The following is a 12,499-nucleotide window of genomic DNA, read 5'->3' as shown; positions in this document are numbered from 1 at the left end:
GTAAAATTTAAAGAATGCTAGCTACCCCATCTCTATCCCAGCTTCATCTTTTGTAAATTTACTACTTAGCTCTGGCATCTCATTTACTATCATCCCTTTTAGCTCAGGATTGGAGCTTGCTATTCCTAGTAAGAGACCTAAGCTTTTGTCATTAAAGTCTCTTAGCCTGATATTTTCTTTTTGCAAGCTTTCGCTTTTACGAGTTAGAGATTGATTTTCTTTATCCTTGCTCTTTAACAATGCATTTTGTTCATCTATTTTTGTTTGCTGATTAGTATGTGCTTTTAGTCTATTTTTAAGAAGCATTATCTCTTTGTCTTGCTCAGCTTTGGTCTCTTTTAAATCATCTAGCTCTTTTTCTAGCTGTTCTTTTTCTTTTAAGACTTCTAAGCTTTTCTTTTTATTTTCTTCTATGATCTTGTTTTGTTCTGTTACTTGCTCATCAAGAAGCTCTACCTTTTCTTTTAGCTGCTCATCAGATGTGATGGTTATGCTTTCTTGCATTTGTTCAAAAACAGAATTTCTAAGACCTACTATTAAAGCTCTTTTTTCATTTGGCTCTAACCTAAAGTACTCGTCGCCCAACAAAGGCTCTTTCTTTTGCATATACTTATTTGCTTCCGCTTCTATAAGCTTTTGAATTTTCTCTTTTAACTCTTGCTCACTCTTATATTCACTTGCTATTTGGTGCATTTTGGTTAAATTCTTATGTCTATTTTTACTTGGCTTACCACGAAGTACCTGACCTTCAAATGCCTCTGCACCCATATCTTGTAGATCTTGGCCAAATTTTGCTGTTTTTGACCTGCCGCTAAATCTCAAATTTGCATGCTTTTCAAAGCTGTAGTTTGTAAAAAAGATATGAAAGTGCTTAGTCTTCTCATCATTATGTTCAGCTACAAGCAGACACTTTGCGCCATACTTCGCGCAGTATGCGTTTACAAATCTCATTACTCTATCCATATGTATGTTTTCATTTATAAATTTTGACTCTTCGTCGTTTAGCCCTTCTTTTGGCTCCTTCTCTCTGTCTGTGCCAAACGTGATGATGACTTCACAAAAACTAGCCATATCTTTGCGCCAAGACTTTTTTATAACAGTATCTTTGCCATTTCGCTTTTGCGTATAGGACTGCTTGGTATAGTCTTTCTCAAAGCTATCCTGGAAGCCTTTAAGTAATTTCTTTACAAAAGCCATATTATGTAGTTCATCATCTTTGCTGTTAGCATCTCTCATATTGCCATTGCCATTAAACTCGCTTAGAAGCTTGTAGCGATTAATAGTGACTGGATTTTTGTTGAGATACTTTATATGCTCAGTTTGATTTTTCTCACGGCACGCATGTGCAAACCTGCCTATGGCTCTACCATATGTTAAAAAACCTGACCTCACATTTATGACTAGGCTGTGATCATTTACTATATATGCATTAGCCATAGTAAATCACCTCACCATTTGAACTTTCTCTCGTGCTAGCAGTGCTAGTTACTATTAATGAAAATTTTTTCATTTTCTTCCTTTTTAAAATGTCTTTATAGTAATTACACCAATTTTGGAAAAAATCTGCGCTAGAAATGCAAATTTTTGTAAAAAAATTCATAATTAGAAAAAGAATAAATTAAAAATAGTAAAAGGATAAATGCCAAAAGTGCGTATTTATGGGGATTATAGATAAAAAGCTAGAAGTAAAAATTTAAAGCAAATCTATTTTTTATGGTATTAAAAGGACGATGGCTTTATAATCATTGGAATTTTTAAGAGACTGTCCCACTTTAGTAACTAAGTGTTCCACTCTTAAAGGAAATTTTAAAGAAAGGGAAAGAACAAAAGCATTACTGCTAGTGCCTAAAATAGGGTGTTATGGTGTCAAGGGGGAGAATTGAACTCCCGACCTCCGGCTTATGAGGATTTTTTATATGAGCTCACAAAAGCCTGAAATACGCACTTTAGACGATTTTTTGCTTAGTCGTTACATAAAACTGTTCCATTTTTGACCGGTTGGCTATTAAATATGGGACAACACTTAAGGGAGCGAAACGGTATATATTACTACCGAGTCACACTTGCTCCAAGCATCAGAAAATTTTTTAACGAAAAGCGAGAAATTTGCTTCTCCACATCCACTAATCTCTTGGAAAAAGCCAGAAAAAGGGCTAAAATTCTAGATAATAATCTTTACCTGATAAAAAGGGCGGTTCACATGAATCTTAGTGATAACATAATCCAATCTTTTGTAAATTCTTTTATGAAAGTAAAGCTTAGCAAGAGCATCAAAGAGCACTCTCTTCTTAACAAGAAAATGGATGTAGAATTTCTAAATGCGCTCAATGACTACTTTAAACAAAGTTTGATAGATGGCGATCTACCTCAAATTTTAATTAAGGATATAAGCAATATCACTAACACTGCTGGCGCTCTTGGTAGTAAGGATAAAGAGAACATAGGGCAAACTCTTTTAGAGAAGAATATACTAACACTTAACTATCTTGTATCAAAGCTTGAGAAGAGCAGCGTGCTCTTTGATGATAAGCGTGAGCAATACTTTCTCGAAGATGATTCTAGTGATAACTTAGCCAAACATGCCAAACCTAGTTCGTTTGACGCTAAGGACATAGCTTCATTCCAAGAAAATATAAAAGAGCTTGAAGATAGCGGTTGTTTGCCTATTACGGATGGACAGCTTAAGGCTATGGCTCAGAGGATTAGCGAAACGGTTTATGCCATACTAGATCAAAAGTATGGCTCGACCTCAAATTTAAAGCTAGTAAGAACAAATAATAGCCATAGAAGCATGGAAGATATCATAATGGATCCAAATCCACCAAAAAATATCAAGATAAAATTAGATGACGATAGTAGCTTTAGTATTTTTAATCCTAGCGCCCAAGTAACACAAGAGTATGAGATCAGGCAAGCATTGCAAGTGGCATCTGGCTCTAGCAATCAATTCACAGCTTTAAATTTAGAAGATCAAAAGAGCTTAAAGGATGCATTTCATATATTTGAAACAAACACTAAAAGAGCTGACAAGTGGTCGCCAGATACGCAAAGATTAGTTACTGGCGTAAAAAAGCTCTTATTTTTATACTTTAAAGAAGATACGCCAGTTTATAAGATCACGAGAGATAACTTGCTTGAATTTAGAGATCTTCTTTATAAAGTTCCAACTAAGCTAGCCCAAAAGAGTAGGTATAAAGATAAAAGTTTATCTCAGATACTTAAGCTAGGTGAAAAGGACGATAAACTCTCTGAGCCTACTATCCAAAAATATATGATAAGGGTTATTCAGTTTTTTAACTACTGCTTTGATAGTGGCTATATAGGTAAAAGCATAACTGCAAAAATGAACGTCAAGATAGACATAGACCCTAGCGAAAGGGCAGTGCTTCCATACGAAGCATCAGAAGCTAGGAAGATCTTTGAGATAGTAACTAGTATCAAACAAAGTGGTAAATCACCAAGTTCAAGGATAGAGGCTAGTGAGCTCTACTACGTCACAATGATAGCTGCTTATAGTGGCATGAGGATAAAAGAGATCACACAACTTCATAAAGAAGATATAGTCTTAAAAGATGGAATTTACTGCTTTAACATCAATACAAATGATGGTAAAACTACCAAGACTAAAAATAGTATTAGATTTATGCCTATTCATAGTAAGCTCATAGATCTAGGTTTGCTAAAATATGTTAATAGCAAGAAAAGCGGAAATATATTTAAGGTAAGCAATAAGGACTTCTCTGAAATTTTTAGAAGCCAGATCCAAAGAAAGTTTATAGACAAAGACTCTAAAAAGACCTTTTACTCTTTTAGACACTACTTTATAGACTATCTAGTGCAGCGCGAGGTAGAAGCTAACCTTATAGCTCAGATAGTAGGACATGAAAAGCAGTATAAAATTTTGCTAAACACTTATGCTAAGCCTATTAATGCAAACACACTAAAGAGTAAAGTAGAGATGGTATCGTATGAAAATGAATAGGAATAAATTTCAAAGCATGAGCTTTAAGACTATTCTTATATCTTATTTAGTATTATTTTAGGTATTAAATAAAGGATAAAAATGCAAACCATACGCAAAGCAATATCATATGGCACAGCACTTAAGGAAAAGAAGTTGAATTTTGAGGCTAACTACTCTAAAACTAAATGCTTTTATATTTTATAAGTATTGTTATATAATTCATAAAAATTAAAAAGGTTTTTTGTGACTTACAGAGTAGGAAGTTTATTTGCTGGAGTTGGTGGTGTGTGCCAAGCATTTAAAAATTCAAATTGTAATGTTGTATGGGCAAATGAAATTGATAAAGACGCTTGTAAAACTTACAGATTGAATCACGTCAGCACCAACCTCATTGAAGGAGATGTTAAAAAGTTAAATGGTAAAAATTTAAGTGATATAGATATATTAACAGCAGGTTTTCCTTGTCAGCCCTTTTCACTTGCTGGACATGGCAGAGGGTTTGAAGATGAACGTGGTAAGCTTTTTTTTGAAGTATCAAGATTACTAAAAGAATTAAGGCCGAAAGCCTTTTTTTTAGAGAATGTTAAAACTATAGCTTCTCATAATAACGGTGAAACTTTTAAAACCATTAGAAATGAGATAAAAAGAGCTGGATATTCTTTTATACCATTTATATTAAACGCTGCAAAGTATACAGACATACCACAGGGAAGGGAAAGAATTTATATTGTAGGCTTTAAGGATGAAGACGACTATTTATTTGAAAAACCTATAAAAGAAAATATAAAAGAAACGGAACAATCCAATCTACTATCTAGCAAGTTTAAAATTCCCAAGGAAACAAATAAGAAACCAAAAAGTATAAAATTCTTTCTAGATAACTCGTGCGTTACCTTGACTGATATTTATAACGACAAAAATAATAAAATTCACCGTAAAGTGATAGAGAGTGTTGTGGATGAAAATATTGTTTATCAGTATAGACGCTATTATGTTCGCCCTAATAAATCAAATGTGTGCCCTACTCTAACTGCAAATATGGGTGCAGGTGGACACAATATACCAATTATATTAGATGATAGTGTAATAAGAAGATTAACCCCAAAAGAATGTTTTAATTTACAAGGCTTTTCAAGGGACTTTATACTCCCATCAAACATATCAAGAGCACAGTTGTATAAGCAGGCTGGAAATTCTGTTGTTGTGCCAATGGTTGAAAAAATTGCAAAAGAGATTGTAGCGGTGTTGGATGGATCCGATAGAAATTAATCCAAATGTTGCAAATTTTATCAAATCGCTTCGCGACATAGGGTATACTTTCGAGGTAGCAGTTGCAGATATCATTGATAACAGTATATCAGCTGGCGCAAATGATATAAAAATTTATGCCATACAGCATCCTGAACCGTTTTTTTGCATTCTAGATAATGGTGCGGGAATGGACGAAGATGAACTAATAGAAGCTATGAGGCTATCATCAAAAAATCCAGATGAGAAAAGAAATGATATCGCACTTGGTAAATTTGGTTTAGGTCTTAAAACGGCTTCATTTTCTCAATGTAAAAAACTTACCGTTGTATCAAAAAAATGTAATCAGATAAACATTAAACAATGGGACTTGGACTATATCTCTAAAAGCGATAAATGGCTACTTTTGACGCCTGAGTTGAGCGAGTATAAAAATCTTGAAATCTTTAAAGATTTTTATAAAAACGATAATTCTACTCTTGTTGTATGGGAAGATATGGACAAAATCGAGCAAATTTCAGAATGTTTAGAACCGCTAAGAGAGCATTTGTCTTTGGTTTTTCATCAATTTTTAGAGGGAGCTGACGGCGCAAGAAAAATAAAAATATCCATCAACAATAATCCATTAATACCTTTTAATCCGTTTAATCCAACACATGATGCAACCTTTATGAAATCTACAGAAATAATTAAATACAACGAAAAAGAAATAAAAATTACTCCATTTATCTTACCGCATCATTCAAAAGTGACTTTATCGGAATGGGAAAAATATAGTGGGAGAGAAGGCTATATAAAATCTCAAGGTTTTTATCTATACAGAGCCCACAGGCTACTTGTTTACGGTAAATGGTGGGGTATTCTTAAATCTAGCGATACAACAAAGCTTGTTCGTATAAAGATTGAAATTTCAAACGATCAAGACGAGTTGTGGAATATTGATGTAAAAAAGTCTATCGCAAATCCAGTTGCTGGCTTGAAAGAAGAGCTTAAAAGAGTTGCTCTATACTCCATAAAAGATGGGGTAAAGCCCTTTTTCACTCGTGGTCGTAAAATAAATGACAAAAATGTTATTAGATTTTGGGATTTAGTTTGCGAAGATAGCAAAATTTATTTTGCAATAAATAAAGAAAATCCAATGCATCAAAAATTATTAGATTTATTGGATTTGCAAACGAGAGAACTATTTCAGCTATACCTAAAATCACTTGAGGCATGCATACCATTAGAAGCTATACAGGTACAGGTCCAGCAAAATCCACATAATTTTAGGCAAGAGGGTATTATTTCAAATACAGAAGCGGTTAAAATACTGGAATATCTAAAAAATATAGGACTTAGCGAAGATGAAATTAAAAAAATAGAGATTTTTAAAAAATATAAGGAGCCGTTGGATGGAATGTAGTTTTTATGAAGAAGTTTTTAATTTTTCAAAAAGTAGTTTGACCAACAAGTACTCTAAACAGAATGAGGTTTTACAAGAGGAAGATATTGACAACGAAATATCTCGAGTAAAAAGATTTATTAAGTCCGACATTAAAGTTGATATATTTAACCAAGACGGCGATTTTTCAGATAATGATTATGAAAAACTAAAAGACGACTTAGAGAAATATTTTAATGTAAGTATGAGTACGGGCTTAGTAATAAAAGGCGATGAACAAAAACGACGCAATACGTCTTGGTATAGCATAAACACAAAAGCCAATAATAGTAATTTTTACTGGGATAGATTGGAAAAATTTTATAAAGGCTTATTGCCTCCGCAAGTTATCAAGACTGTAGATGATGATACTGATATGATAATGAATCAAATTGGAGATCCAAGAGAGAATAAATTTAGTGTATACGGTATGGTTGTAGGGCATGTTCAGTCTGGCAAAACTTCAAACTATGCTTCCTTGATATGTAAGGCTGCCGATATTGGTTATAAATTTATAGTTATTGTTGCTGGAGATAAAAACAATCTTAGAAACCAGACTCAAATTCGTATAAATGAGGCTTTTGTTGGTAAAAATGACTCAAAAATAGTCGGGGTTGGACTTGATGATTTGCCTAATGCAAATAGAATGCAACCCATTAGCTTGACTACGGAAATAAGCGATTTTAATACAACAGATGCACGTAAAAACTCACAAGGTGTAAATTTTGATAATATTAATACGCCAGTACTTTTGGTTATAAAGAAAAACGCAAGCACTCTTTCCAATGTCATAAGATGGATCAAGTTTCATTATAATAATAAAATTTCAAAACATGCCATGTTATTGATAGATGACGAGTCTGACTATGCCTCCATAAATACAAAAGAGGAGGGTGATCCAACCACTATAAATAAAGAATTAAGGGCTCTTTTGGAGCTTTTCGAAAAAAGCTCTTATGTTGCATATACTGCCACACCTTATGCAAATATTTTTATAGATCATACAATAGAAGATGAGCAAAGCGTAAAAATTAAAAACATGAATGAGCAGATTTCTAAAGATTTATTTCCAAGAGATTTTATATATGCCCTTGATGCACCAACTAATTATTTCGGCGCCGAAAAGATTTTTATAGATAATCCTGATAAATATTTAATAGATATTAATGATTATGATGAAAAGATTCCTTTAAAACATAAAAAAGATCACCTTATATCAGAATTGCCACAAAGTCTATACGAGGCTATAAATGTATTTATACTAAATGTGGCAACAAGGGATTTAAGGGGTCAAATTAAGCATAATAGCATGCTTGTTAATATTAGTCGCTTTTCTGATGTGCACGAAAAAATTGAATGTTTGATAGATGAATATTTAAAAGCGTTAAAAAATGATATTAATGCTTTTATTTTACTTCCAAATTCAGTAAAACAAAGTAGCTTGATACTAAACTTAAAGAATATTTTTGAGACAAAATTTGATATAGAATTTTCATGGTTAGAGATTTCAAAAAAATTATCCGAAATCGCAAATAGTATTCAAGTAATAGCGGTTTACCAAAATAGTAAGAAGCCGCTTAAATATAATACTGGCGAAAGAGTAAATGTCATTGCGGTTGGAGGACTTAGCCTATCACGTGGCTTTACTCTAGAAGGACTCAGTGTTAGTTATTTTATAAGAAGTACAATATTCTATGATACGCTTATGCAGATGGGTAGATGGTTTGGGTATAGACAAGGCTATGAGGATTTATGTAAAATTTATATGCCAAAAGATATTCAAAACTATTTTAGATTTATTATTGAGGCTACAAATGAGCTTATGTATAAATTTAAAGAGATGGCGGAAGATGGTCTAACTCCTTATAATTTTGGACTAGCTGTCAGACAAGATCCAAACAGTCAATTACAAATTACAGCCAAAAATAAGATGAAAAACGCAGAAGAAAAATGTATGTCATTGGATTTAAGTGGAAAGCTAATAGAAACCGTAAGATTTGCTAAAAACCCACAACTACACGATAATAATTTAAATATTTTAAAAGAGCTTATAGAATCACTTAATAGAGGTAGTAAAAAAGGAAGCGCCACTATATATAAAAATATAGATAAAATGGAAATATTAAAATTTATAAATAACTTTAGTGTTATAAAAGCACATATGCAGTTAGATTTTATAAAGGCGTATCTGGAAGATAAGAATACAGTGTGGGATGTTGTTCTTTATGGAGGAAGGGGTATGTTTTTAGAAAAATTTGGGATAAATATGGAAGAGCGCTCAAAATTGCAAGACAAGGGTGATTACATAGAACTTGGGAATAGAAAACTATCGGCAGGAGATCCTGAGAAAGCATTACTAGATGATGAAATTTATGAACAAAGCAAGAAAGAAAAAAGGGGCGACAGGTCTTCATTTTTAAGAAAAAATTTGAAAAATCCAATTTTAATGTTACATATACTAGACACTAAGAACAATCAAATCGGCTTTGGTTGCGATATATTACCAGCCTATGGCGTTTGTTTTCCTAATGATGGTGTTTGTAGTAGCTCTCAAACTATTAAATATTTAATCAATAAGGTATATCAAGAAGAGATGCTTTTTGAATTTGAAGAATTAGAAGAGCAAGATGATTAATCCTTGGAATGATATGAAAAATAATACCAGAAGAAGGATTAATGGTGACAATAGATATGATATTTTTTGGATAGTGGATTTGGATGGAAGATATACTTTTGGCATTGAACTAGATTTTTGTATAAAAACTAGTAAAAAGAGTATAAAATTTATTGGTTTAAATACACTAAGAAAAGATTTTAAAGATGCTACCAAATTTTATATAGCACTAAACGATAATTCCAATTGGCAACTATTTGTATTGGTTTGCAACGATATTATTTCTCTTTTAAATACTTGCAATAATAATGAAAATGTTTTAGACAATATAGAAGCAAGACTTCTAAAATGGAAAAAATTTTTTATTTCAAATGATGATGATTTTGGGACAGAAAGGCAAATGGGGCTATTTGGTGAACTTAGTTTTTTAAATAATATTGCAGCTAAACAAGTTGGTTTTGAAGAGGCATTAAGTTCTTGGGTTGGGGCAGATTTTGATAAACAAGACTTTTTATTTAATGACTGCGCTGTTGAGATTAAAACGTATAAAGCTTCAAAGTCACCACATGTTATAATTTCATCTGCTTATCAACTTTATACAACTAAAGAAAAATTATATCTCGCGGTATACTCTTTATCTATAAATTCGCAAGGACTTAGTGTTGAGGATATCATAAAGAGTATAGAAGTAAAGGTCGCTGACGTAGAATCATTTTATAAAAAGCTTTTTTCGTATGGCTATAAATCAAATTTCCAAGTAGAACTATTAAAATTTAAAATAGATAAAATTTTATTTTTTAATGTAGATAATAAATTTCCAAAAATTACTTCCATAGATATAGATTCCAGAATTCATAACGTAAAATATACGGTAGATTTATTAAAATGCAATGAATTTTTGTTGGATAGAATAAAACTTTAAAGGCAAAAAATGGTTAGTTTAGATGACTTTCATCAAGATTTTATGCAGGATATCGTGAGTCAAGCCCAAAGCCGAGGTATAAGCAAACAAGAAGCATTTTTTGAGTCGGTCTGTGACTCTCTTGTTGACGAAGGAGAGCTATCGCAAGACTACATGATTGCTGAATACAATAAAAGAGATATGGAAGTAAGTGGATATGACTTTGATGTAGAGCGTGGTAAGCTTAGTCTTCTAGTGCATTGTTTTTTTCAAAGTGATGATATACAAACTCTCATAAAAGCGCAGATAGAATCAAAATTTAAAAAGCTGGAAAATTTCCTTTTAAGGAGTTTCCAAAAACTTTATGATACTATGGAGGAGGGTTTTGAGCATTACTCAATGGCCTATAATATATATTCGTATTTAATTAAAAATGAAATTAAAAAAATCCGCCTTATCATTATAACAGATGGAAAAATTACTAAAAATTTAGCAAGCATCCCAAATAAAGTACTATCTGGCATTGATGCGGAATATCGCATCATAGATATTGAGTTTTTATATAAAATCTATACTATAAATAACTCAAAAAACAACTTTGACGTTGAGGTTGATTTGCCGGCGCTTGTAGTAGACACGCCGGCGAAAGACTACAGATCTTATTTAAGCGTAATAGATGGTAGGACAATAGTTGAAATTTATGATACATTTGGCTCTAGACTTTTAGAACAAAACGTCAGAACTTTTTTGCAGTTTAGAGGCAACGTCAATAAGGGGTTGCGAAACACTATAGAATATAAGCCAGAGATGTTTTTCGCATACAATAATGGCATAACTGCAACAGCTAATGATGTTATTTTACAAGATGGCAAAATTATAAAAATATCAAATTTTCAGATTGTCAATGGAGGTCAGACCGTATCGGCCATATATGCTTCAAGTAAAAATTCAAAGCTAGACGTATCAAAAATTTATGTTCAGATGAAACTATCTGTAGTTGCTGACGCCGAAAAACAAGATGAATTTGTCTCAAAAGTTAGCGAATACGCAAATACCCAAAACAAGATAAATCAATCGGATTTCTTTTCAAATAGTCCTTTCCATAAAGATTTCAAAGAATGCTCAAGAAGAAATTTGGCACCAGCTGTTGATGGAATACAAGTAAGAACTCATTGGTTTTATGAGAGGGTAAGGGGCGAATACTTAAATGAACAAGCATATTTAAGTGGCACAGATAAAAAGAAATTTCAAATAGAAAACCCCAAGTCACAACTTATAGATAAAACATTTTTAGCTAAAAGCGAAATCGCTTGGCTACAATCGCCGGATATTGTATCAAAAGGCGCACAATATAGCTTTATGGCTTTTGCAAAACATATTACTCAAATGTTAGAAAAAGATGAGCTTTGTATAACGAGCAACTATTTTAAAGAAGCAGTATCTAGAATTATAATGTTTAAACAAGTTGAAAAACTTGTTTCTTACGCCACTTGGTACAATGGTGGTTATAGGGCACAATGCGTAGCCTATACCCTATCGTACTTATCGTATTATTTAGAAAAAAATAGATTATTTTTAAATTTTTCTAAAATATGGGATGAACAAAAAATATCTAATAATTTAGAGAATATAATCTCTATAGTTGCTAGCAAAATATATACTAACATAACTAACCCGCCGGAAGGCAATGCAAATATAGGTCAATGGTGTAAAAAGAAGTTATGCTGGGATAGTATAAAAGATATTGAATTGAGTTTAGGATTTGATGATGAGATATTAAGTAGTGCAGAAGAAGAAAAGTATATAAAAAAAGAAGCAAGAAAAGACAAGAAACTTGATGACAATATAGAAGTTCAATCGTTTGTCGTTAAATTTAAAGATTGGGACAAGATTTTAAAATATTATGAAAAAGATGAAATAAGACACCAAATATCTATGAAGCAAATGGATATATTGGCAAAAATTGCAAATGGAAGTATAGGACTTCCTTCTATAAAGCAAGCTATTATTTTATATGATCTTTATGAGAATGCTATAAAAGAAGGTTTTTTGATATAATGGCTATATTTTATACCAGTCAATAAGGATATACTTCAGTAATTGTATGTATAGTGTTAAAACTATTTTGGAAGCTATACTTCTTTGATTGTAGATAAAAATGAATCTTAACTGAATATTAAAAATGTATAAAATTAAATAGAAGAGAATTTTTGGTATTCCTTTTTAAGTGTCGTGCTTCAAGATATCAAGTTCATGGTATGTTAAATTTAGGATCTTGCGTTAGAATGTACTACTGAGGGCTTGTAACCCTAGAAATATTGTCTTAGATTTTTAAAGTCTTTAGTAGAG

7 protein-coding genes are annotated in these 12,499 nt (G+C 32.1%); 6 read left to right on the top strand and 1 reads right to left on the bottom strand.

The genetic code is table 11. The features are described from left to right. Positions 1-21: 21 nt before the first annotated feature. Entirely contained in the window at positions 22-1,437 is a 1,416-nt protein-coding gene (locus tag F3G91_RS08065; protein WP_149701222.1) for a plasmid recombination protein, read from the bottom strand. Between the two features lie 763 nt (positions 1,438-2,200). Here F3G91_RS08065 and F3G91_RS08060 point away from each other — a divergent pair. The 6 genes from F3G91_RS08060 to F3G91_RS08035 all read left to right on the top strand — a co-directional run bounded on the left by F3G91_RS08060 (position 2,201) and on the right by F3G91_RS08035 (position 12,208). Further along, positions 2,201-3,982 carry a site-specific integrase gene (locus tag F3G91_RS08060; protein ID WP_149701221.1) on the top strand — a complete coding sequence of 594 codons (1,782 nt, stop codon included), beginning with the start codon at positions 2,201-2,203 and terminating at the stop codon, positions 3,980-3,982. A gap of 225 nt (positions 3,983-4,207) precedes the next feature. Continuing rightward, the gene (locus tag F3G91_RS08055) at positions 4,208-5,233 is read left to right on the top strand and encodes a DNA cytosine methyltransferase (protein WP_149701220.1); all 1,026 of its coding nucleotides are present in this window, start codon (positions 4,208-4,210) and stop codon (positions 5,231-5,233) included. Then, on the top strand, positions 5,214-6,617 hold the full coding sequence (locus tag F3G91_RS08050; RefSeq protein ID WP_084042019.1) for an ATP-binding protein: 1,404 nt from the start codon (positions 5,214-5,216) through the stop codon (positions 6,615-6,617). The genes F3G91_RS08055 and F3G91_RS08050 overlap by 20 nt, the downstream gene beginning before the upstream one ends. Further along, positions 6,607-9,270, top strand: coding sequence for a Z1 domain-containing protein (locus tag F3G91_RS08045; protein ID WP_149701219.1), 2,664 nt, complete (start codon positions 6,607-6,609; stop codon positions 9,268-9,270). Before F3G91_RS08050 ends, F3G91_RS08045 begins: the two co-directional genes overlap by 11 nt. Further along, entirely contained in the window at positions 9,263-10,171 is a 909-nt protein-coding gene (locus F3G91_RS08040; RefSeq protein WP_084042017.1) for a PD-(D/E)XK motif protein, read from the top strand. Before F3G91_RS08045 ends, F3G91_RS08040 begins: the two co-directional genes overlap by 8 nt. A 9-nt stretch (positions 10,172-10,180) precedes the next feature. Further along, a complete protein-coding gene (locus F3G91_RS08035; RefSeq protein ID WP_084042016.1) occupies positions 10,181-12,208 on the top strand; it encodes an AIPR family protein in 2,028 nt (675 codons plus the stop codon). Positions 12,209-12,499 lie beyond the last annotated feature (291 nt).

Origin of the sequence: Campylobacter concisus (genome assembly GCF_902460715.1) — a bacterium.
Taxonomy (GTDB): Bacteria; Campylobacterota; Campylobacteria; order Campylobacterales; family Campylobacteraceae; genus Campylobacter_A; species Campylobacter_A concisus_AK.
This window is presented reverse-complemented; position numbering and strand designations above follow the sequence as displayed.

What these genes read in the sequence shown, in the direction of transcription:
- F3G91_RS08050 (WP_084042019.1), top strand. Translation starts at nt 5,214, where the DNA reads ATGGATCCGATAGAAATTAATCCAAATGTTGCAAATTTTATCAAATCG.
- F3G91_RS08035 (WP_084042016.1), top strand. Translation starts at nt 10,181, where the DNA reads ATGGTTAGTTTAGATGACTTTCATCAAGATTTTATGCAGGATATCGTG.
- F3G91_RS08040 (WP_084042017.1), top strand. Translation starts at nt 9,263, where the DNA reads ATGATTAATCCTTGGAATGATATGAAAAATAATACCAGAAGAAGGATT.
- F3G91_RS08045 (WP_149701219.1), top strand. Translation starts at nt 6,607, where the DNA reads ATGGAATGTAGTTTTTATGAAGAAGTTTTTAATTTTTCAAAAAGTAGT.
- F3G91_RS08065 (WP_149701222.1), bottom strand. Translation starts at nt 1,437, where the DNA reads ATGGCTAATGCATATATAGTAAATGATCACAGCCTAGTCATAAATGTG.
- F3G91_RS08060 (WP_149701221.1), top strand. Translation starts at nt 2,201, where the DNA reads ATGAATCTTAGTGATAACATAATCCAATCTTTTGTAAATTCTTTTATG.